Source organism: Ideonella sp. FW305-24 (assembly GCF_058788035.1).
In genome coordinates this window covers 619,919-641,813 of sequence record NZ_JBYTAI010000003.1, presented here as the reverse complement: position 1 = coordinate 641,813, position 21,895 = coordinate 619,919, and the positions used below count along the sequence as shown (strand labels likewise).

General features: G+C 68.5%; 15 protein-coding genes. 10 read left to right on the top strand and 5 right to left on the bottom strand.

All coding sequences use genetic code 11. The annotated features are described in order from the left end of the window. Nucleotides 1-154: 154 nt before the first annotated feature. A complete protein-coding gene (locus tag AC3WR5_RS11880; RefSeq protein WP_492484559.1) occupies nt 155-1,129 on the bottom strand; it encodes a lipase secretion chaperone in 975 nt (324 codons plus the stop codon). A 2-nt stretch (nt 1,130-1,131) separates the two neighbouring features. Further along, nucleotides 1,132-2,079, bottom strand: coding sequence for an esterase/lipase family protein (locus tag AC3WR5_RS11875; protein ID WP_492484557.1), 948 nt, complete (start codon nt 2,077-2,079; stop codon nt 1,132-1,134). 375 nt (nt 2,080-2,454) lie between these two features. Here AC3WR5_RS11875 and imuA point away from each other — a divergent pair, with 375 nt between their 5' ends. The 4 genes from imuA to AC3WR5_RS11855 all read left to right on the top strand — a co-directional run bounded on the left by imuA (nt 2,455) and on the right by AC3WR5_RS11855 (nt 9,380). Further along, entirely contained in the window at nt 2,455-3,396 is a 942-nt protein-coding gene (imuA, locus tag AC3WR5_RS11870) for a translesion DNA synthesis-associated protein ImuA (protein ID WP_492484555.1), read from the top strand. Further along, nucleotides 3,332-4,798 carry a Y-family DNA polymerase gene (locus tag AC3WR5_RS11865; RefSeq protein ID WP_492484553.1) on the top strand — a complete coding sequence of 489 codons (1,467 nt, stop codon included), beginning with the start codon at nt 3,332-3,334 and terminating at the stop codon, nt 4,796-4,798. Before imuA ends, AC3WR5_RS11865 begins: the two co-directional genes overlap by 65 nt. 3 nt (nt 4,799-4,801) lie before the next feature. Then, nucleotides 4,802-7,963: an error-prone DNA polymerase gene (locus tag AC3WR5_RS11860; protein WP_492484551.1), complete on the top strand. Its 3,162-nt coding sequence runs from the start codon at nt 4,802-4,804 to the stop codon at nt 7,961-7,963. Nucleotides 7,964-8,030: 67 nt separating this feature from the next. Continuing rightward, nucleotides 8,031-9,380 carry a DUF4118 domain-containing protein gene (locus AC3WR5_RS11855; protein WP_492484549.1) on the top strand — a complete coding sequence of 450 codons (1,350 nt, stop codon included), beginning with the start codon at nt 8,031-8,033 and terminating at the stop codon, nt 9,378-9,380. Nucleotides 9,381-9,396: 16 nt separating this feature from the next. Here AC3WR5_RS11855 and AC3WR5_RS11850 read toward each other — a convergent pair whose 3' ends face one another. Beyond that, entirely contained in the window at nt 9,397-10,434 is a 1,038-nt protein-coding gene (locus AC3WR5_RS11850) for a hypothetical protein (protein WP_492484547.1), read from the bottom strand. A 336-nt stretch (nt 10,435-10,770) separates the two neighbouring features. Between AC3WR5_RS11850 and AC3WR5_RS11845 the strand changes: the two genes are divergently transcribed. Together AC3WR5_RS11845 and AC3WR5_RS11840 are read left to right on the top strand one after the other, a co-directional pair. Next, nucleotides 10,771-12,561 (top strand): serine hydrolase domain-containing protein, encoded by a 1,791-nt coding sequence (locus tag AC3WR5_RS11845; RefSeq protein WP_492484545.1) that lies wholly within the window; start codon nt 10,771-10,773, stop codon nt 12,559-12,561. A gap of 80 nt (nt 12,562-12,641) precedes the next feature. After that, complete coding sequence (locus AC3WR5_RS11840; protein ID WP_141289589.1) at nt 12,642-13,277, top strand: NAD(P)H-dependent oxidoreductase; 636 nt, start codon at nt 12,642-12,644, stop codon at nt 13,275-13,277. A 28-nt stretch (nt 13,278-13,305) separates the two neighbouring features. On the opposite strand, the gene AC3WR5_RS11835 is transcribed toward AC3WR5_RS11840, so the two are convergent. Together AC3WR5_RS11835 and AC3WR5_RS11830 are read right to left on the bottom strand one after the other, a co-directional pair. Next, entirely contained in the window at nt 13,306-14,739 is a 1,434-nt protein-coding gene (locus tag AC3WR5_RS11835; protein WP_492484543.1) for a DUF2867 domain-containing protein, read from the bottom strand. A 57-nt stretch (nt 14,740-14,796) separates the two neighbouring features. Next, nucleotides 14,797-15,123, bottom strand: coding sequence for a metalloregulator ArsR/SmtB family transcription factor (locus tag AC3WR5_RS11830; RefSeq protein ID WP_492484541.1), 327 nt, complete (start codon nt 15,121-15,123; stop codon nt 14,797-14,799). 169 nt (nt 15,124-15,292) lie between these two features. Here AC3WR5_RS11830 and AC3WR5_RS11825 point away from each other — a divergent pair, with 169 nt between their 5' ends. The 4 genes from AC3WR5_RS11825 (at nt 15,293) to AC3WR5_RS11810 (ending at nt 21,853) form a co-directional block, all read left to right on the top strand. Then, nucleotides 15,293-16,408 (top strand): acyl-CoA dehydrogenase family protein, encoded by a 1,116-nt coding sequence (locus tag AC3WR5_RS11825; protein ID WP_492484539.1) that lies wholly within the window; start codon nt 15,293-15,295, stop codon nt 16,406-16,408. 11 nt (nt 16,409-16,419) lie between these two features. Next, a complete protein-coding gene (locus AC3WR5_RS11820; RefSeq protein WP_492484537.1) occupies nt 16,420-17,295 on the top strand; it encodes a phosphate/phosphite/phosphonate ABC transporter substrate-binding protein in 876 nt (291 codons plus the stop codon). Further along, entirely contained in the window at nt 17,279-18,481 is a 1,203-nt protein-coding gene (locus AC3WR5_RS11815) for a ferritin-like domain-containing protein (protein ID WP_492484535.1), read from the top strand. Before AC3WR5_RS11820 ends, AC3WR5_RS11815 begins: the two co-directional genes overlap by 17 nt. Before the next feature lie 645 nt (nt 18,482-19,126). Beyond that, entirely contained in the window at nt 19,127-21,853 is a 2,727-nt protein-coding gene (locus AC3WR5_RS11810) for a TonB-dependent receptor (protein WP_492484533.1), read from the top strand. Nucleotides 21,854-21,895 lie beyond the last annotated feature (42 nt).

Sequence of the window (21,895 nt, the reverse complement as noted above, 5' to 3'; positions counted from 1 at the left end):
ACGATCCCAAAGTTCGCGCTGCTTACCTCGGCGAGTGAATGGCGCACCCGGCTTCGCGAGTACACGAAGCCACCCGCCGGGCGGGTTGCGCAGGCCGCTTGGGAGCGGCCCGGCGCTGGCCTGCGGGAGTGGGGGCCCGGCTTCGCGGCCCGGTTCAGCGTACCGGATTCAGGCCCAGCACCGCCTGCGCCCGCAGGCGTTCGTCCGCGCTGAAGTTGCTTTCCACATAACGCGCAATCGCCTCGCTGCGCTGTGGTGCCGAAAGCTCCGGCGCCTGGCTCAGGCTTTGCACCTGGGCCCGCGCCTGGGCAATGCGGCTGGCCCAGCGGGTTTCCTCTTCGTCCAGCTGCTGCAGGCGTTGCGCCGCTTCCAGGCCCAGTGCGGCCTGGCGGCGCTGGAACACCAGCTGCGGGTCTTCGCCGGGCCTGGGCGGGCGGGCCACGTCGGGCACGCGCAGATCCGCGGGTGAGTCGTTGTCCGCCACGCTGCCGGGCTGGCCCGTGCGCGAGGCGATGTGGCTGCGCAGCTGGGCTTCTTCGTCGGCGTAGAACGCATCGGCCCAGGCGGGGCCCAGCAGCTCGCGGCGCACGCGCATGCGCTCGTCCAGCGCGGGCTGCCAGGTGCTCACGTCGCGCAGGTCGGCGTTGTGGGCAAAGCTGCGCTGCTGCAGGTCCAGGTAGCGCTGCCACAGGCGCATGACCTCGGCCACCGCGGCGGGCGGCAGCTCGCGGCCGGCCTGGTCCTGCAGCAGCAGGCCCAGCTCGGGCAGCGAGGCATCGCCCATCGCGCTGAGCAGGTGGTCGAAGCGGCGGCGCAGGCCGATGTCGGGCTTCAGCGTGCCGCCGCCGTCCACTGCCCAGCCACCGTCGGGATGGCTGTTGCGCAGCGGGCCGTGCACGTACAGGGCCTGCCGCAAGGCCTCGATGCTGCGCGGTGCGCCGCTGGCGGCGTCGGCCAGCGGCACCGGCGAGTTCGGCGCCACGCGCAGCGGCACCGCGCTGTCCTGCCGCGTGCCGGACGACACGGCGCCCGCACCGTCCTGGCCGGCATGCAGCGCGAGCACCAGCGCCGCGCCGGCCCCGGCGGCCAGCAGCCCCGCGACCAGCGGCCTGCGCAGCGTCGAAGCCATGCTCACAGCCCTGCGGTCTTCAGCCGGTTGGCCTGGCCGCGGTAGAAGGCCACCGGGTCTTGCGAGAACAGGCCGCGCAGGCCGAAGGCCTGGTTGATCTCGTCCAGGTGGTTCCAGCTGTAGTTGTCCTTCAGCACCGTGCCCCAGTGCGAGGAACACTGGCCGACCAGGCCGTCGCTGGCGCTGCCCTTGAAGCTGACGGAGGTCAGCGCCAGCAGCGCGTCGCTGATGTCCAGCGGGTTGGTCAGCACCCAGTTGCCGCCCACCGAGTAGTAGCGCACGCCGTTCACCAGCTCAGGGCCTGAGCCACAGCTGCTGGTGGGCTGGCCGGCCGGGTACTTGGCGTTGAAGGCGGCGCTGCCGGCGGTGGTCAGTGAGTTCATCGCCGCTTCCGAGTCCTGTGGCATGCCCGGGTTGCCCGAGAGCAGGCTGATGACGGCGGCAAAAGCGTCGAACACCGCGGCCACCCATGCCGTGGTGCCGGTGGCGGTGGTGCCGGCCTTGATGTCGTCGGCCACCGGGCTGCCGGTGTGCGGACCGCCCACGCTGGTAATGGAGGCGACCAGGCTGGGCGCGACGGCGGCCACGTAGCGCACCGTCGGGCCGCCATGGCTGTGGCCGATCAGGTTGAACTTCTGGTAGCCGTAGCTGGCCTGGTAGCGCTTGATTTCGGACAGCAGTTGCTCGCCACGCACCTCGGTCGAATTGGCCGCCGAGACCTGCGAGACGATGACCTTGGCGCCGCCAGACTGCAGCGGCGAGACGATGCCATACCAGTAGTCGATCGGGCCGATGGCGTCGAAGCCGAACAGGCCGTGCACCAGCACGATGGGGTACTTGGTCTGGGTGTAGGTGTCGGCGGCTTGCACTGCGTGAGGCAGCGCCGTGGCGCAGAGGCAGGCGGTGGCGATCAGGCCTTTGGCCAGGGCGGGGGTGAACAGTTTCTTCATGCGTGTCTCCAACCGGGTTTGGGATTCCACGCTCTGGAGCGACGTCTGAGATTGCTGGACGCTGTGCCTTTTGGCGTGGTGGAGCGCATTACAGAACGACCGTGCTATTTCTTTTCCAGGTGTCTTCCCGAGGGATGTGCCCAGTCGCAACTCGTGCTCCGGGGGCATGGTTTTGCCCTGGCGGAGACGCAGCTGGCGGGCCTGGCAAGCCGCTTACTGACCCACCCGGTCAGGCGCTTGGCCGTGCGATCCATCACCGCCGCCGAGGTCGGGAATTCGCTTCTTGATACTGGATGCGTGTACAGTGTTTTGACACCGCCTGCCGTTCGCGGGTGTTTCCAGCCTTCCCGCCCAAGCCCCTCCGGTTTTTCCCTGATGCCAGCCGCCGCCCTCGAAGAATTTGTCCTGCGGGCCTTGCCCGAGCCGGAAGACGATGGCCCTTCGGCGGCCGCGCGGCCGGCCGCAAGCGACAAGCCCAACCCGCTGGACACCCTCTGGCGCGGCAGCGAATGGGCCCGCGCACCGGCCAGCAATTGGCCCAGCGGCCATGCCGCGCTGGACGGTGAACTGCCCGGTGGCGGCTGGCCCGGCCATGGCTTGACCGAGCTGCTGCAGCCCCTCGAAGGCGTGCTGGAGTGCCGGCTGCTGGCGCCTGCGCTGCAGCGCATCACGGCTGCGGGCAAGCCGGTGGTGCTGGTCGGCACGCCGATGCAGGGCCGCCTTGCATTGGCCCCGCACCTGGCCGGCTGGCGCCAGGCTGGGCTGGACGAGCGGCAGCTGGTCTGGATACAGGCCGAGACCAGCGCCGAGCGCCTGTGGAGCGCCGAGCAGCTGCTCAAGGCCAATGCCTGCGGCGCGCTGCTGGCCTGGCTGCCGCAGGCCAGGCCGGAGCAGATGCGCCGCCTGCAGGTGGCCGCGCTGGGCCACGAAGGCCCGGCCTTCCTGTGCCGCCATGAGCGCGCGGCCGAGCAGGCTTCGGCCGCCCCGCTGCGGCTGCTGGTGCGGCCGGGTGAGGACTGGTCGCTGGCGGTGCGGGTGCTCAAGCGCCGCGGTCCGCAGCACGAGGGCTGGCTCTCGCTGCCTGCCGTGCCGGCCGCGATGGCCGGGCTGCTCACGCCGCGGTTGCGGCAGCCGCATCTGCTGTGGCCGCAGCGCCCGGGCAGCGTGCCGGCCGGCGTGGCCGCGGCCGGTGTGCTGGCTGAGCCCGGTGTGCTGTCCGCCGCTTCGCTGTTGTGTGACGAGGAGCCTGCCGATGCGCATGTCCATGCTCTGGGCCGCGCTGCTGTTGCCGCCGCCGCAGGCGTTCGAGGCGGATGAGCCCGGTGGCGAGGCGGGCAGGGCGGAGGCAGCGACTGCTGCCGCTTCTGCCCCCTCCGCTGCCGCGCCGCTCGCGCCCGCGCCGCCGCGCTCGCGCGAGCCCGTTGGCACGCCCATTCCCGCGGAGGAACAACTGCGCCGCCAAGCTGAAGCGCTGCAGGGCTTGGCGCAGTGGGCGCTGCAGTTCACGCCGCGCGTGGCGCTGGCCGATGGCGAGGCGGTGCTGATGGAAGTGGCCGGCAGCCTGCGCCTGTTTGGTGGCCAGCGGGCGCTGCGCTTGCGCGTTCGAGCGGGTGCGCGCGAAATGGGCGCGCAGGCCGTGGGCTGGGCCGGAACCGGACTGGCCGCGCTGGCGCTGGCTCGCGCCGGCGTGCAGCAAACCACTGCGCAGCCGCTGGCCGAACGGCTGGACCCGCTGCCGGTGGCCACGCTCAGCGCGCTGCGCCCGCATGCGCTGACGCTGGCGCAGATCGGCTGCCCGCGCCTGGGGGATGTGCGTCGCCTGCCGCGCAGCGGCCTGGCCCGCCGGTTCGATGCGGCCATGCTGCAGGCGCTGGACCAGGCCTACGGCGTGCAGCCCGAGGTGCATGCCTGGCAGGCGCTGCCGGCCAGCTTCCGCGCCCGCATCGAGTTGATGCAGCGGGTGGACCAGGCGCCTGCGCTGATGGGTGGCGCGCGCCGCCTGCTGCTGCAGCTCTGCGGCTGGCTGGCCGCGCGCCACCTGGGCGTGAGCGCCTGCACGCTGCACTGGTCGCACGACTCGATGCGCGCGCGCGACGTCGAGGCCCATGGCGAGCTGCAGCTGCGCACCGCCCAGCCCACGCGCGACCCGAACCACCTCACCCGCCTGCTGGCCGAGCACCTGCAGCACCTCACGCTGGCCGCACCGGTGTCCGACCTCGCGCTCAGCGTGCAGACGCTGGCGCCCATCGCCCCGCCCAGCGGCTCGCTGTTGCCGGACGCCGTGCAGCAGGCCGAGGCCCTCACACCCGTACTGGAACGGCTGGCGGCGCGGCTGGGCGAGGCGCGTGTCAGCCGCCCGCTGCTGCGCGAGGACCACCGGCCTGAATGCACGCAGCAATGGGTCAGCGCAGTGGCGCCCCTGCCGCGCGGCCGGGCCCGCATCTCGCCGCTGCCGCAACCGGCCTGGCTGCTGGCCGCGCCGCTGCCGCTGGCCATGCATCACAACAAGCCCACCTACCAGGGCCCGTTGTTGTTGCTGATGGGCCCCAACCGCGTGGATGCCGGCTGGTGGGACCGCACCGGCCAGGGCGACGCGGCCCACACCCGCCAGGCCAGGCGCGACTACTGGGTTGCCTGGAGCGACCGCGCCGGCCTGCTGTGGCTGTTCCAGACGCGGCAGCAAGGCGAGTTCAACTGGTTCCTCCATGGCTTCTTCTAAACCATGAGCACCCGGCAACTCCCTGCCTACGCCGAGCTGCAGTGCGCGACCAGCTTCAGCTTCCTGCGCGGCGCGAGCCAGCCCAAGGAGATGGTGGCGCGCGCCCACCAGTTGGGCTATGCGGCGCTGGCCATCACCGATGAATGCTCGGTGGCTGGCGTTGTTCGGGCGCATGAGCAGGCCAAGGAGCTCGAATTCAGGCACCTCATCATCGGCAGCCAGTTCCAGTTTGGTGGCCCTTGGCCTTTCACGCTGGTGGTGCTGGCCTGCAACCTGCGCGGCTACGGCAACCTCACCCAGTACATCACCCGGCTGCGCCGCAGCAGCCCCAAGGGCCACTACCGCGCCGTCCCGGAGGACTTGAAACGCGGCGAGCTGGCGGACTGCGTGGTGCTGGCCGCGCCGGCGCGCGACAGCACGCCCGAGCAAGGCTTGGCCATCGGCCGCTGGCTGCTGCGCCACTTCACCGGCAACTGCTGGTTCGCGGTGCACCTGCTGCGCCTGGCAGACGATGAAAGCTGGCTGCTGAAGATGCGCGAATGGTCCGCGCAGACCGAGATCCCGCTGGTGGCCGCCGGTGACGTGCACATGCACGTGCGCTCGCGCAAGCCGCTGCAGGATGTCCTCACCGCCATCCGCCTGAACACGCCGCTGACCGAGTGCGGCCTGGACCTGCAGCCCAATGCCGAGCGCCACCTGCGCTCGCGCACCCGGCTGGGCCTGAGCTGCCCGCCAGACCTTTTGGCGCAGACGCTGGTGGTGGCGGCCAAGTGCGAATTCGAACTCACCGAATTGAAGTACACCTATCCCGATGAGTTCATTCCCAAGGCCCTCACCGCGGCACAGTACCTGCGGCAACTCACCTATGAAGGCGTCGCCCGGCGGTTCCCGGAAGGACTGAAGAACGAGCACCGCAAGCTCATCGAACACGAGCTGAAGCTGATCGCCGAACTCCAGTACGAGCACTACTTCCTGACCGTGGGCGAGATCGTCGCCTTCGCCCGCAGCAAAGGCATCCTTTGCCAGGGCCGCGGCAGCGCCGCCAACAGCATGGTCTGCTTCTGCCTGGGCATCACCGAAGCCAACCCGGCCGACCTGAAGATGCTGTTCGAGCGCTTCATCAGCCGGGAGCGCGGCGAGCCGCCGGACATCGACGTGGACTTCGAGCACCAGCGCCGCGAAGAGGTCATGCAGCACCTCTACGAGAAGTACGGCCGCGACCGCGCCGCACTCACCGCCACGGTGATCAGCTACCGCCCGCGCAGCGCGCTGCGCGACGTGGGCAAGGCCGTGGGCATTCCGCTGGCCACCATCGAGAAGCTCACCAGCAACCTGCACCACTGGGACGACTGGCAAAGCGACGACGGCAGCGCCCAGGCCCAGACCCAGCGCGCCCGCCTGCAGGAAGCCGGCATCGACACCACCGATCTGGCGGTGCGCCAGTGGCTGCAGCTCAGCACCCAGGTCATGGGCTTCCCGCGCCACCTCTCGCAGCACACCGGCGGCTTCGTGCTGACCAGTGGCGCGCTCTCGCGCCTGGTGCCGATCGAAAACGCGGCCATGAAGGACCGCACCGTCGTCCAATGGGACAAGGACGACCTCGACGCGCTGGGCCTGATGAAGGTCGACGTGCTGGCCCTGGGCATGCTCAGCGCCATCCGCCGCACGTTGGACATGGTGAGCCGGCGCCTCGGCGAAACGCTGGAGATCTACAAGATCCCGCAAGGCGACCAGCCCACCTACGAGATGATCTGCAAGGCCGACACCGTCGGCGTCTTCCAGATCGAAAGCCGCGCGCAGATGAGCATGCTGCCGCGCCTGCGGCCGGAGAACTTCTACGACCTGGTGGTGGAGGTGGCGCTGGTGCGGCCGGGGCCGATCCAGGGCGGCGCGGTGCACCCGTATCTGAAGCGCCGCCAGCAGCGGCGCGAAGACTCCTCGCTGAGCTTCGAGACGCCGGGCGGCGACCTGCTGAAAGACGCGCTGCACCGCACGCTGGGCATCCCGATCTTCCAGGAGCAGTGCATGCAGATCGCCATCCTCGGCGCCGGCTTCAGCCCCGGCGAGGCCGATGGCCTGCGCCGCGCGATGGCTGCCTGGAAGCGTCATGGCGACGTCGGGAAATACAGGGACCGCCTGATCGGCGGCATGCTGGCCAAGGGCCTGCCGCTGGACTTTGCCGAAGGCGTCTTCGAGCAGATCAAGGGCTTCAGCTCCTACGGCTTCCCGGAGAGCCACGCGGTGTCGTTTGCGCTGCTGGTCTATGCCAGCAGCTGGCTCAAATGCCATTACCCGGCGGAGTTCCTGACCGGCCTGCTGAACTCCCAGCCCATGGGTTTTTATTCCGCGTCACAACTGGTGCAGGACGCGCGCCGACACGACGTGAAGGTCTTGCCTGTGGACGTGCAGCACAGCGGCTTCGAAACCCGGCTGGAGGGCGACATCCAGGCGCCTGCGGTGCGCATGGGGCTGCACCGCGTCGGGGGCCTGCCGGAAGAGGTGGCGCTCCGCATCGAGCAATCCCGCCTGCAGGACGGCCCGTTCACCAGCACCGGCGACCTCGCGCGCCGCGCCGCGCTCGAGCAGGGCGAACTGCGTCTGCTGGCTGGTGCCGACGCGCTCGCCTCGCTCGCCGGCCATCGCCGCCAGCAGGTCTGGGACGCTGCCGCGCTGCGCCGCCCACCGGCCCTGCTGCAGCCCGCACCCGTCGAAGAAGAAAAGCTGGAATTGCCTGCCGCGCCCGAGGGCGAAGACATCGTCTTCGACTACGCCAGCACCGGCCTCACGCTGCGCCGTCACCCACTGGAACTGCTGCGCCCCCAGCTCAACAAGCGCCGCCTGCTGACCGCCGAAATGCTGAGCCACAAGGTCGACGGCGACGCAGTGCGCTACGCCGGCATCGTCACCACCCGCCAGCAGCCGCCCACCGCCCACGGCACCATCTTCGTCTCCCTGGAAGACGAAACCGGCGTCGTGCAAGCCATCTGCTGGCAACGCCAACGGGAACGCTTCCGCATCCCGCTGCTGCGCGCCCGCCTGCTGATGCTCTATGGCCACTGGCAGCGCGAGGGCGATGTCTGCAACCTGATCATTGCCTATGCCGAGGACCTGAGCCCGATGCTGGGCAGGCTGGCCGAGAGCACGACGAGCCGGGACTTCAGGTAGGAAGGGTGGTTCACGACCGTTGCGGACGAGCCCGCAGCTTCCGGGCGGGTATTTCACCAGCAGGGTCATGCAGCCCGCGTCCAGCACGCAATGGGGCAGACTGCTTCGTGATCAAGTTTGTCGCATTCACCTTGCAGGCGGGTGCCTGTGCGGGCGGCTGCAAGCGCAAACCATGACCGTCAGCGAGACCATGGCCCACCTGCGAGATCGATGGCGTCCGGAGGCGGGCGCTTTGTACAGCGGCATGATCGCGCCCTGGCAGGCGTATGGAGTCTCGGTTGCCTCGACGGCGGCGACCCTCGCAGCGCGAATGGCACTGGAGGAGGAGCTGGGCGGACAACCCACCCTGATCCTGTTTGCCATGCCCATCATGCTGAGCGCCTACCTTGGGGGCATGCGGGCCGGTCTGCTGTCGACCTTGCTGTCGTTTTTCGCGGCCTGTTATTTCCTGCTGCCGCCAATCCACAGCTTTGCAGTCAACTCCGCCATCGAGCGCTGGCAGCTCTTCTTCGTGCTTCTGGCTGGCGTCCTGATCAGCGTGCTGAACGGTGCGCTGCACCGCGCCCACCGCCAGACCGAGGCGGCGCTGGGCGAGCTTGCGCAGCATCGCCGGGACCTCGAACAAACCGTTTTCTCACGAACCTCGGAGCTTGCCGAGGCGAGGGACGCTGCCGAAGCGGCCAGCCGGGCCAAGAGCATCTTCCTGGCCAACATGAGCCACGAGCTGCGCACACCCTTGAACGGCATCATGGGCATGACGGACCTGGCGCTGCTGAGGGCCCACGATGTGCAGCAGATCCATTGGCTGAAGATGGGCGCACGGGCGTCCCGGCACCTGCTGAACATCATCAACGACGTGCTCGACATCTCCCGCATCGAAGCCGGCCAGCTGACGCTGCAGCAGCGCCCGTTTTCGCCCAAGCAAACCATCGAGGAAACCGTGCTGTTCCTGACCCCTCAGGCGCAGGCCAAGGGCTTGACGATCTTCTGCGAACTCGATCCGGCGACTTCCGGTCTTCTTGTGGGTGACGCTTCGCGTCTCGGACAGGTGCTGCTGAATTTCATTGGCAACGCGATCAAGTTTTCCGAGCGTGGCCATGTGCGCGTGAGTGCGCAAGTCACCGAAAGCGATCACAGCAGCGTGTTGCTCCGGCTGGAAGTCGCGGACGAAGGCGTCGGCCTCACCGAGGACCAGCAGGCCGGCCTGTTTCGCGCGTTCTCCCAGGTCGATGAATCGTTCACCCGCCGCCACGGTGGCAGCGGATTGGGGCTGGTGATCTGCAAGCGGCTGGCCAAGTTGATGGGCGGCGATGTTGGCGTGCGAAGCGTCTGCGGCGCCGGCAGCACCTTCTGGATGACCGCCCGCATGGCCCGGGCTGCCAGCGCCGAATTGGCGGCCCCCGAAGAATCCGCCTAGGTTGTCACGCCCGGCTTCACCGCCCCGCAGCCCTCGGCAGCTTCACCACGAAGGGCCGCATTTCTGCCGTGCCGGCGCGGAACGCGGCGCCGGTGACCAGGCCTGCGACGTTGATGCCGGTGGCATAGCTGAGGTACCAGCCGTCGGCGCGGGCCTCGTCATCCAGGAAGTCGTTCAGGTCCACGGCCACGTCGTCCTGCCAGTAGACGGCGTGGAACAGCGTGTCGCTGGGAATGCTGGCCCAGCCGGCGATCTGGCCGGCGTTGTTGACGGCCGCGCCGCTGCTGAAGCTGCCGCCCAGCGTGCCGAGCAAAACCCGCGTGCCATCTGGCAGCCAGCGGACAGCCCGGCTGGCATCGTCCATGCCGACGATGTGGCCGCTGTCGTTGATCTGGTTGGCGTAGCCGGGTCCGAGGTCCAGCATGTTGCCGTCTCGCCAGAGCACGGCGTGGATGGCGCTGTTGTTTGCCGTGGCGCTGGCGCCCACCACCTGGCCGGCGCGGTTCAGCCCGTAGGCGCTGCTGAAGCTGCCGCCCAGCGTGCCCAGGTCCACCGCCTGGCCGCCTGCGGGCCAGACGGTGGCGCGGGCGTCCAGCGTGTTGGTCACCACGAAGGTGCTGTAGCCGGCCACCAGGCCGTCGGCGTTGACGGCGACCGCCGTGCTGTAGCGGCCGGTGCCTTGCGTGCCCAGGTCTTGCGCGTGGTAGCCGATGCTGCCGCGGCGCCACAGCGTGGCATGCGGGTCGCCGTTGGCCGCGACGCTGACGCCCACCACCCAGCCGCGCTCGTTGGCATCGTTGGCCGTCGCGTAGCCCTGGTTGCTGAGGCCGGGCAGCACGATGGACACGCCGTGCTGCCAGAGCGTGGCATGCACAGGCGAAGCGCCGCCCGCGCCGCTGGTGCCCGCCACCAGCCCCCAGTCGTTCAAGCCCACGCCGCTGCCCTGGAGCGCACCTGCCGGCAGCGGGAGCAGAGTGACCTGGCCGGCCGGAAACTCTGCCGCCAGCGCCTGCATGCCCAGGCACAGGCCCGCGACCAGGAGACCGTGCGCCACAGCGCGCGCAGGGCGGGGCGCAGAAAGTTGCGAGAGAACAGCTGCTGCAATGCGACCCATGGCCTTGTCTCCTGCCGTGGCGAGCCGGGCGGGCTCGCATGATGAGCTGGCCAGCATAGGCCTGTGCCGGAGGGGCACAAGCGAGGGACAACGCCACTCCCCAAGCGTGATCCCGGGCAATCGCCCGCGCTGCAGCCGATGTTGATCGCACGCCGCTGCAGCTGGTCCGCCCATGCGGCCGTTCGTCGCAAGCGCGCCTGTACGCCAGGGGGTGTCGCTAAGCTCGTCCAGATCAACACCAACCCCTCGCGCATCACCATGCCTGCAACGCCCCCGATGACCTTGCCCCGCCTATCGGCCGCCTTGTTGAGCGCCGTGTTCGCGGCCGGTGCCCACCCGGTCTGGGCCGCCGAGGATGTGGCGGCCAAGGTGGCCGCCGTCGAAAACGGCCTGCGTCCGCCGGTGAGCTTCGAGGGAGACAAGCCGTGGTCGCTGGCCGAACGCATGCGGCACTACGGCGTGCCGGGCGTCACCCTCACGGTGGTCAACAACGGCAGCATCGCCTGGACCCGCACCTACGGCTTGGCGGACCGGGAGGCCGGCACACCGATGACGGCCAGCACCCTGCTGCTGGCCGGCTCGGTCAGCAAACCGGTGGCGGCCTACGGGGCGCTCAGCATGGTGCAAGCCGGTGAACTGAGCCTGCAGCAGCCGGTCAATGCGCGGCTGAAATCCTGGCAGATCCCGGCCAACGAATTCACCGACAAGGTGCCGGTGACGCTGGCCCACCTGCTCAGCCACACCGGTGGGCTCACGGTGCATGGCTTCAACGGCTACACGGCGGGCACGCCGTTCCCGGACACCGTGGCCATCCTCAATGGCGCACCGCCCGCCAACTCCGCGCCAGTGCGGGTCGACCAGCTGCCCGGCAGCGCCTGGCGCTACTCCGGCGGCGGCTACACCGTGGCCCAGCTGCTGATGGCCGACGTGGCCCAGCAGAGCTTCCCGGTGCTGATGCAGCAACGCGTGCTGGGCCCGCTGGGCATGGTGGACAGCAGCTTCAGCAACCCCCTGCCGGCCGCGCAACTGCCGCGCGCCGCCGCAGGCGTGTTGCCCGACGGCAGCGCGCTCACCGGCAAGCGCAACACCTATCCCGAAATGGCCGCGGCCGGACTGTGGACCACCTCGCAAGACCTGGCCAGGTTCGTGATCGAAATCCAGCAGGCGCTCAAAGGCCAGAGCCCTCGGGTGTCTGCCGCGCTGGCGCAGGACATGCTCACGCCGCGCCTGGGCAGCGGCTACGGCCTGGGCCTGGGCATGCCGGATTTCGACGGCCAGAAATACTTCGCCCACGGCGGCTGGGACGAAGGCTTCTGCACGATGCTCATCGGCAGCCAGACCAGTGGCCAGGGCGTGGTGGTGATGATCAACGCCAACCAGCCCGCCTTGATGAGCGAGCTGCAGCAAGCCGTCGCCTTTGCCTATGGCTGGCCCGGCGTGAAAGCCCATGCAGCCCTGTCCACCAGCGCCCAGGCGCTGGCCAGCGCGCCCGGGCGTTACCGCGTCAACGGTGAGCAGGTGGCCGTGGTGACCCGTGACGGCAACCGCCTGCAACTGGGCTTTGCCGGCCTGCCGAGCAGCGAGCTGGTGACCATTGGCGCCAACCGCTACCTGCAGCGCGAGCAGCCGCGCGAACGCAGCTTCGAGCTGGGCACCGATGGCGCGCAAGCCCTGCTGCTGCATGGCCCGGAAGGAAAGACCGAGCGGCTGCCGCGCCTGCGCGACGGCGAGCGCCTGCCGCGCGAGCTGCTGCTGGCCGGTGAATACGAGGCCGCGCTGAAGGCCTACCAGGCGCTTCGGGACGCCAAGGATGATGCCGGCAAAGAGAGCTACCTCAATGAGGTCGGCATGAACCTGGTCACGCAGCGTCAAGTGGACACAGGCCTGGCCGTGCTCAAGCTCAACACCGCGCTCTACCCGAATGCCGCCAACACCTGGGACAGCCTTGGCGCTGCCTACCTGGCCCAGGGCAACAAAGCCCTGGCCCGCGAAAGCTACCAGCACGCGCTGCGCATCGACCCCGTCTTCCCGTCCGCCAAGGAAGCGCTGCTGCGCCTGGCGGACTAACACAACCCGGGCATTCGTGCTGCCAACGGCTCTTTCCCGGAGGGCGGAGAATTCAAAAACACCACTCTCCTCTTCAGGCCATGAACCTCATCGAACTGCTCACCTGGCGCTATGCCTCCAAGAAGATGGACCCGTCCCGCGCCGTGCCGCAGGACAAGGTCGATCGCATCATCGAAGCCGCGCGCCTGGCGCCGACCTCCAGCGGTCTGCAGCCGTTCGAAATCATCTCGGTGACCAATCCCGAGGTTCGCGCCCGCATCCGCGAGATCGCCTGGAACCAGGCGCAGATCACCGACGGCTCGCATCTGCTGGTGTTCGCCGCCTGGGACAACTACACCGCCGACCGCATCAACCACATGTTCGACCTGACGAACGAGGTCCGCGGCGCCCGCAACGAAGGCTGGGAGAACTACCGCCAGCAGTTGCTCAACACCTACCCGCAGCGCCCCGCGGAAGTCAACTTCCAGCACGCCGCGCGCCAGGCCTACATCGCCTTCAGCGCCGCGGTGATCGCCGCTGCCGAGGAAAAGGTGGACGCCACGCCGATGGAAGGTTTCGATCCGGACAAGCTCGACGAGATCCTCGGCCTGCGCGCGCGCGGCCTGCGCAGCGCGGTGATCCTGCCGCTGGGCTACCGCCAGGCTGAAGGCGACTGGCTGGTCAACCTGACGAAGGTTCGCCGGCCGCTCGATCAGTTCGTCACCGAAGTGCGCTGAACGGCGCCGGCGGGGCTTCAGCGGGGTGTCAGCCAGGGGCCGGATGCGTCCGCTGCCCCAGCGCTGACGTCACCGCATGCGCCAGCATCGTTGGCGCAATGTATTGGCGATGCGTGGCCGCGATGGCGGCCATGTAGAGCCTGCCGAACAGGTTCTTGCAGGCCACGCGCGTCGCCAGCGAAAACTCGATGGCGCCGTTGTCCAGCAGGCGCACGCTCGCACAGCTGCGGAACATCAGGTGCCTGTCGTCGGCCCCGAGGATGACCTGTGCCAGCCGCCCGTCAGGGCTGATCTGTTGAGCGCGGACTGGAAAGCGTTCGGCGAAGCGCGCATGCGTCGTGGGTGCCAGCAGTGACGAGACCGGGCAGCCCAGCGGCGAGGTCCTCAGCTTGAGAGGGCGGACCAGGGCGTTTCGGATCGTCATCAACCGAGAGACCCCGAGCGGCGGGTTGTCCAGGAAGCCATCGAGCAAGGCGGCCAGCCATTGGCTGGCATCGAAGGCCGCCGGCTCAGGTGCGGGCACGAGCATCGAGAAGCTGTCCTGGTGATGGACGGTTCGGTCGGTGAGTTCGTGGCGCAACAGGGAATGGCAGGCGAGCTCTTGGGCCTCCAACACCCGCGCAGGATGCAGCGTGCTGACGAAACCGGGTCGGGTCCAGAAGCCCGCGCGCAAACGGTGCAGGTGGCCGACCCCGGAGCGGTAGCGCTTGCATGCTGCCTCCAGCAGGCTGCCCGGCCTGTCGTGCAGGGACAGGGCTATGGTGGGCACTTCGCCCGGCTTGGGTTGTGCTGCGTTCAGCAACTGCGCGATCGCTGCCGGCAGCAGTTCGGTCAGCGACGGAATGTCGCCCTGGTCTGCCAGCACCTGCTGCCGCATTGCGTCCGACAGCGCTCCGCCCAGTTCATTGGTGTGCGTGGACAGCGCGAAGAATGCGGGGTGGCCCAGGTGGGCATGCAGCGGCGCGAACTGATGCCAGGTCTCGCCGGAGAACCGAACCGTGAACAGGCAATCCGGCGGCACGTTCACATGGCGCAAGGCGCGCAAGAAGCTTTCCGGGTCTTGCGCCAGCTCCGCAGGTGTCGCGCTTGAAAACCGGAGCTGGGCGCCGCCACTGCCGGAGATGGCAGTGAACACGCGATGGCCTGCATGCCGATGGAAAGGATGGCCGCCGTGACCGACGCCAAACGAGTAGAGCGCCGTGGCGTCGCCTTTGGCGAAGTCTGTGCTGCCCAGCTTGGCCGAAGGTTCGTCCAGTTCGTCGACAAACCTGGCATGCCGTTGCTGTCGGGCCAGTGCCTGGAAAAACAGCTTGGTGCCAGCACCAGGACCGAGCTGGGCGACCAGGCTCACCTCGACCGGAACTCGGCCGGGGCCGGTGGGCAAGGTCACGGAGGGAAACGTTGCCGTCTGCACAGTTTTCCTGCGGGCGGCGCCGGGCGGCAGTGCAAGCGATGCGGTCATGGCTTCTTCCTCCAATGCGGTGTTCGCTCAGTTTTCACGACGGCAGCGTCGGGGTTGTCAGGTGGCGGTGCGCTTCCTGGCCTTGGCCAGCGCAGCGCTTTCCTTCTTGAGCGGCCCGCCGACAGGGCAGAAGGCCGCGACGAAGTCGTGCAGCTTGCCCAGCATGTTGTCGTCGGCCAGGCTGTAGTGAACGAACTGGCCGCGCTTTTCGCTCTTCACCAGGCCTGCGTGCTCGAGGACGCGCAAGTGCTTGGAAAGCGACGGCTTGGTCATCTCGAAACGCTCGGCGATTTCGCCGGCGGTCAACGAAGCTTCTGAAAGGTAAGCCAGGATCTTCCGGCGCGGCGTGGACGCCAGCGCCGCAAACACGTTCTCTTCCTGCATGACTTTGTTATTTCGCTAATTGGCTAATTAACTACATCGTAGCAGCCTCCGGACCGATGCACCAGCGGCATCCACCGCAGCGTCCTGTTCACCCTTTGCACGAAGGAATTTCCCGCAGTGGTTGGTCCCGTCATTGACGACAATGCGGGCTCCACTTCTTCCGCTCACCATGACCTTCGTCGAAACCCTCACCCCCATCGTCACTGGCATCATCGAGCCACGCGCCGTGCAGACGGACCGAGAGGGACGTTTCCCGCGAGAGGCGATCAGTGCGTTGGGCGAGGCAGGCCTGTTGGGGCTGGTCTCGGCCACCGAGGTGGGTGGGCTGGGCCTGGGGCTGCGTGAAGCAGCCGAGGTGGTGAGCCGCATCGCGCAGGCCTGCCCGTCCACCGCCATGGTGGTGTGCATGCACTACTGCGGCGCGGTGGTGCTGGAATCCTTCGGCAAGCTGCCGGTGCGTCAGGCCATTGCCCAGGGCAAGCACCTGACCACGCTGGCCTTCTCCGAGGCCGATTCGCGCAGCCATTTCTGGGCACCTACCGGCACCGCCCGGGCCAATGGCGCTCAGGTGATCCTGGACGCGCGCAAGAGCTGGGTCACCTCGGCCTTCGAGGCCGACAGCTACGTCTGGTCCAGCAAGCCGCTGGCAGCCGAGGGCGCCAGCACGCTGTGGCTGGTGGGCGCCAAGCTGGCGGCCTTAAGCCAGCAGTCCGGCTACGACGGCCTGGGCCTGCGCGGCAACGCCTCCACGCCGATCACCGCCACCGGCGTGGCCGTCTCGGCAGACGACCGGCTGGGCGAAGACGGCAAGGGCTTCGACGCGATGATGGGCGTGGTGCTGCCCTGGTTCTCCACGCTCAGCGCAGCCTGCTCCACCGGCCTGATGGAAGGTGCCCTGTCGCGCGCCATCACCCATGTGAGCGGCACCCGCCACCTGCACCTGGACAGCTCGCTGGCCGACCTGCCGACCATTCGCGCCTACCTGGCCCGCGCCCGCATCAAGACCGACATGGCCCAGGCGCTGCTGAAGGACACGCTGGACGCGATTGCCACCAGCCGGCCCGACACCATGCTGCGCGTGCTGGAAGTGAAGGCCGCCGCCGCCGAGACCGCGCTGGAGGTGACCGACATCGCGATGCGCGTGTGCGGCGGTGCGGCCTTCCGCAAGGAAGCCGGCATCGAGCGCCTGTTCCGTGACGCACGGGCCGCCAGCGTGATGGGCCCCACCTCCGACGTGGCCTACGACTTCATCGGCAAGGCCATCACCGGCCTGCCGCTGTTCTGAGGAGCGCCGGCATGAGTGCAACGACCAACCCAGCGACAACACTGGTGATGGGCGCCGTGGCCTACGCGCCCAAGGTGGTCACCATCTGGGAAGGCTTCAAGGCCTTCTTCGCGCAGCACGGCCTCAGCTTCGACTACCTGCTGTATTCGAATTACGAGCGCCAGGTCGAGGCCCAGTTCGACGGCAGCATCCACCTGGCCTGGAACTCGCCGCTGGCCTGGGTGCGGGCCCACCGCATCGCCGCCAGCCGTGGGCTGGATGTGCAGGCCATTGCCATGCGCGACACCGACTGCGACCTGCGCTCGGTCATCGTCGTGAAGGCCGACAGCCCGCTGCAGCAACTGGCCGACCTGCGTGGCAAGACGCTGGGCGTGGGCGCCATCGATTCGCCGCAGGCCACCTTGATCCCGCTGGACCACTTGCGCCAGGCCGGCCTGGTCGGCGGGCGCGACTTCACGGTGCGCCGCTTCGACGTGCTGGGCGGCAAGCATGGCGACCACATCGGCGGTGAGCGCGATGCTGCCAAGGCCTTGATGGCCGGCGAGGTGGACGCCTGCTGCCTGATCGACGGCAACCACCTGGCCTTCGGGCTGGATGGCACGCTGCCGTCCGGCAGCACCCGCGTGCTGGCCCGCACCGGCCTTTACGACCATTGCAACTTCACCACCAGCCCCGGCGCGCCGGCCGAGCTGATCGAACGCTTCACCGCGCTGCTGCTGGCCATGCGCTGGGACGACCCGCAGGTTCGCCCGCTGCTGGAGCTGGAAGGCCTGCGCGAGTGGCGGGTTGGCCGCACCAGCGGCTACGACCTGCTGGCGCGGGGTGTGGATGACGAACAGTTCTACAGTGCCGATGGCCGCATCCTCCCCGTTGACTATCGATATTGAGGCGCTGGGCCTGGACCGGGGTGCGCTGCTGCTGTTGCGGCGCGCGCTGGCCCGGGTGCCACTGGGCGGCGAGCTGCGCGTCATCGGCCGTGCGCCCGAATGGGACCTGCACCTGGCCGCGTGGTGCCGCAGCGTGGGCCATGCCGTGCGCTTCGAGACCGACGGCAGCGGTGCCGTTGCCGCTGCAGTGCTCACCCGCAACGTGCAGGCCGAAGGCCGCTGGCGCGACGCGCAGCACACCGGCCACGCGCAGCTGCCGCCGGGCCAGATGCCCGCGGCCGAAGCCCCGCCAAGCTGGGGCCTGGCCGCGCGCGGCGCGAAGGTCGAGGCTGGCAGCCCGGTGTTCGACTTCGCCCTTCGCCAGCGCGACGAGCTCTGGGCCGCCAGCGCCGGCGAGCTCTACCGGCAAGCTGCTGCGGCGCAGTGGGACCCTGAGACCGCCGTGGACTGGCAGGCCGAATTCAGCCTGGCACCCGAGCTGGAAGCCGCGGTTGTGCAGGTCATGACCTACCTGATCGAGAACGAGAACGCGGCCCTGCTGGTGCCCGCGCGCTACCTCGGCCAGATCCACCCGCACTACCGCGAGGTGATGCAGCTGCTGGCGCTGCAGTGCGCAGACGAAGCCCGGCACGTGGAAGTGTTCACCCGCCGCGCCACGCTGCGTGGCGCAGAGCCCGGGCTGTCCACCGCCGGCAGCCAGGCTTCGCTGCAAACGCTGTTTGGGGTGCCTGATTTCTCGATTGCCAGCTTCCTGCTGGCAGTGCTCGGCGAGGGCAGCTTCGTCAACCTGCTGAACTTCCTGCACGAACACGCGCCCGACCCGGTGACCCGCCAGATCGCCCGCCTGGCCGCGCGCGACGAGGCCCGCCACGTGGCCTTTGGCATGGCCCACCTGGAACACCGCCTGGCCGCGCAGCCCGAGTTTCGCGACAGCCTGCGCAATGCCGTGGAGCAGCGCTACGACGCGCTGGCCCACACAACAGGCCTGAACGAAGAGGTCTTCGACTCGCTGGTCGTGATCGCCTCCGGCAGCCTCACACCCGCCGCCGTCGCCCGCGGCCACCAGGCCGTCTCGCGCCTGCAGGCCGACATGGCCACCGGCCGCCGCGCCCGCCTGACCCGCCTGGGCTTCGCCAACGAAGAGGCCGAGCGGCTGGCGGCGCTGCACACGCGCAATTTCATGTGAACCTGGGGTCCAGTGCCGGTCGATGACGAAAGCCGGTGCCTCACGGTGCCGTTGGTTTGGCCCCCTGGCCGTGGCCGCTCCGCAGCGATTGCCGTCACTGGTCGCCGGCGATCGAACTCACTGTCTCTGCCACATGCCGGTCATGTGGCCCCCGCACCATCGCCACTGCGATGTTGGATTCCCGGCGCGTCCCCGGAATTGCCAACTCGCCAACGCTCGACAGCGCCCTGTGTCTGTGAGGCCGCATTCTGGCGGTCGCCTTGATGCACGCGGCCATCGCGTTCCTCAGGATGGCGTTCGACATCTCTCCGTGCGCTCGGCACGTGCTCTTGCGCGCGCACTGCGTGCGCCGGAAAAAGCTGTACTCGCAGGATCAGGAAGCCCGTAGGGAATCCACCGACCAGTGAGCGGGAAATTTTCCCAATGCTTTCTGTGTACTGGCTCATATCGTTGCATCAAGGCGGCAATGCAAAGCAATGCCTGCCGTGAAATCAGGACGCGATCACAACGAGGTTCGAGGAGGCAATACGGCTCGCCTCAAGCTCTGCCATGGCCGCAACGCGGTCGCGAACACGCCATCGAAATGGGTTCATTCACATGCACGTTCAGAGCGGTGCTTTACCGTATCGGCCTGTCCAGAAGTTGGTGGCGGTTGGACTCATTGCCGGGTGCAGCATCGCGGTCGCGCAGCAGACAGCTGCTCCGCCGGACGCGGCTGCTTCTGCGACCCCCGCGCAAATCGTCCTGATCCGCGGCCAGCGCCCGGTCGACATTGGCCCTCTGCCTGGCTCAGGCGTCTCCAAGGACCAGATTCCGGCTAACGTTCAAAGTGCCACCCGCACCGAGATCCGTGACTCGCGTGCGCTGAACATTGGCGACTACATGAACCGGGAGATGCAGGGCGTCAACATCAACGACTACGCCGGCAACCCCTTCCAGGTGGACGTGAACTACCGCGGCTTCACGGCCAGCCCGCAAATCGGCACGCCGCAGGGTCTCTCGGTCTTTTTCGACGGCGTTCGCGTCAACGAGCCCTTTGGCGACGTCGTCAACTGGGACCTGATTCCCCTCAATGCCATCGAGCGTTTCGATCTTTTTCCAGGTTCGAACCCACTCTTCGGTCTCAACACGCTGGGAGGCGCGATCGCGGTACACAGCAAGAGCGGCTACTCGGCGCCCGGCGTCGAAGCCTCTGTGCTGGGCGGGTCCTGGGGCCGCCGCCAGATGCAGCTTTCGGGCGGCGCCAACGATGACGGCCTCGCCGGCTTCGCTGCACTCAATCTGTTTCACGAAGACGGCTGGCGGGACGCGTCGCCTTCGCGCGTGGCGCAGTTGTTCGGTCGCGGCGACGTTTCCGTGCCGTCGGGCACCCTGACCGGGACTGTGCTCGCATCGAACAACACCCTGGTGGGCAATGGCCTGATCCCCTCCGAGCTCTATCGCCAACGCCCCGAGAGCGTCTACACCTCGCCCGACGAAGCGCGGAACAAGCTGCTGCAACTCACCGTCTCGGGCATCTACGACCTCTCTGACACGACCAGCCTCACCGGCCGCGTCTACCGGCGCACCAGCAGCCGCCACGGCTTCAACGGCGATGTCTACGAAGGCTTCGAGGACATGAGCATCACCTACGACAAGGTGGCCGCGCCGCCCGGCAGCGAGGCCATCGTCGTCGGCCGCAACGGTGCGAGTGACCCGTTCAGTGCCGGCAGCGGCGTGATCGCGGGCACACCCATCGGGCTGATCAGCAGGACGCATCTCGACCAGACCACGACGGGTGCCGCCGGCCAGCTCAACTGGAACCTCAAGACCCACGCCGCGATGGTCGGGGCTTCGGTCGACCACAACAGCACCCGCTACGAGTTGACGCAGCGCCTGGGGCTGATCGACGCCTCCCACAACGTTTACTCCGATCCCGACGCGATTGGCGACCAGTACTACGCCGCAGCCAACGACGTGCCGGGCAACGACTTCTCCGGGCATTCCACCACCGGCAGCCTCTACTTCAGCGACACCTGGACACCAGCCCCCGAGTTCACGCTGACCTCGTCGGCCCGCTACAACTTCACCCGCGTCAGCAACCACTTGCTGGTGCGATCGTCCGAGGGCAACGTCGCGCTGCACGAGCTGCGGGTGAACAACAAGAACCTGGACAAGTACGTCTTCTCGACCAGCAACACCGAAGAGAGCTTCGACTACCGCTCGTTCAACCCCGCACTGGGCATGAACTGGCGTCCTGCTGCCGGCCTGAACATGTTCGCCAACCTGAGCCGCGGTGCACGCGTGCCCTCAGTGGTGGAGCTGGGTTGCGCCTTCGACGACACGCCCGTGTCCATAGACCCCACTCACCCGGAAGGCGGCACGATTGCGCGCAGCCTGCGCGGGCCGGGCTGCAACCTGCCGACCACGCTGTCCGGCGACCCCTACCTGCCGCAGATCCGCTCGCTCTCGGGCGAACTGGGCGCGCGTGGCCAGTTCAGCCAGGCCACAGCCAACCTGCAGTGGAACCTCAGCCTGTTCCGCACCGACCTGCACGACGACATCTACTACGTCGGCGTGGCCGATGGCCGCAGCTTCTTCGACACCATTGGCAAGACCCGCCGGCAAGGCGCGGAGCTGGGGCTCAAGGGCAGCGCCGGGCCTTTTGAGCTGAGCGTCGACTACGCCCATACCGAGGCCACTTTCCAGAGCCCGTTCTACGTCACCAGCCCGCACAACAGCAGCGCCGACTTCAACCAGAACTCGCAGGGCATCGCCAGCGGCGGCATCGTCTACCTGCCCTCGCCGACGGCCGGTGACAACAGCGGCCTCGGCACCTACCGCACGATTTTGGTCAAGCCGGGCGACCGCATGCCCGGCATCCCGTTGCACACGCTGAACCTGCAGTCCCGCTGGCGCGCCGGCGAGGGTCTGAAGCTGGGCCTCGGCATGCAGTTTCGTTCGTCGACCTATGTGCGAGGCAACGAAAACAACCGGCATCAAGCCAGCGGCAGCGACCAGGAGACCGGCCTGTTTTCCTGCCAGCCGGCGCAGTGCGCTGCGACCGGCTACCAGCAGGACCTGGTGCCGGTCGGCCGGCCCTTTGCCAACTCGGGCCGGCTGGGCGGCTACGCGGTGTTCAACCTCGACGCCAGCTACCAGATCAACCGCCGCACCAGCGTGTTCCTGCAGGTCACCAACCTCTTCGACCGCGGCTACGCCTCGGCCGGCCGGCTGGGCGTGAACCCCTTCGCCCCCTCGGTGAACGGCGCCATCGGCGCCAGCGGCTGGAACTACAACTCCAGCGAATGGCAGAACAGCACCTTCGTCGGGCCAGGCACGCCGCGCGGCATCTTCGTCGGGCTGAGCTACGACTTCGACGCCCGACCGTGAGGCGCGCGCCCCTCTCCAAATCGCTTCATCAACGCGCGGGAA

Coding starts and splice junctions, on each gene's coding strand:
- AC3WR5_RS11880 (WP_492484559.1), bottom strand. CDS start 1,129: ATGGCTTCGACGCTGCGCAGGCCGCTGGTCGCGGGGCTGCTGGCCGCC.
- AC3WR5_RS11875 (WP_492484557.1), bottom strand. CDS start 2,079: ATGAAGAAACTGTTCACCCCCGCCCTGGCCAAAGGCCTGATCGCCACC.
- imuA (WP_492484555.1), top strand. CDS start 2,455: ATGCCAGCCGCCGCCCTCGAAGAATTTGTCCTGCGGGCCTTGCCCGAG.
- AC3WR5_RS11865 (WP_492484553.1), top strand. CDS start 3,332: ATGCGCATGTCCATGCTCTGGGCCGCGCTGCTGTTGCCGCCGCCGCAG.
- AC3WR5_RS11860 (WP_492484551.1), top strand. CDS start 4,802: ATGAGCACCCGGCAACTCCCTGCCTACGCCGAGCTGCAGTGCGCGACC.
- AC3WR5_RS11855 (WP_492484549.1), top strand. CDS start 8,031: ATGCAGCCCGCGTCCAGCACGCAATGGGGCAGACTGCTTCGTGATCAA.
- AC3WR5_RS11845 (WP_492484545.1), top strand. CDS start 10,771: ATGACCTTGCCCCGCCTATCGGCCGCCTTGTTGAGCGCCGTGTTCGCG.
- AC3WR5_RS11840 (WP_141289589.1), top strand. CDS start 12,642: ATGAACCTCATCGAACTGCTCACCTGGCGCTATGCCTCCAAGAAGATG.
- AC3WR5_RS11835 (WP_492484543.1), bottom strand. CDS start 14,739: ATGACCGCATCGCTTGCACTGCCGCCCGGCGCCGCCCGCAGGAAAACT.
- AC3WR5_RS11830 (WP_492484541.1), bottom strand. CDS start 15,123: ATGCAGGAAGAGAACGTGTTTGCGGCGCTGGCGTCCACGCCGCGCCGG.
- AC3WR5_RS11825 (WP_492484539.1), top strand. CDS start 15,293: ATGACCTTCGTCGAAACCCTCACCCCCATCGTCACTGGCATCATCGAG.
- AC3WR5_RS11820 (WP_492484537.1), top strand. CDS start 16,420: ATGAGTGCAACGACCAACCCAGCGACAACACTGGTGATGGGCGCCGTG.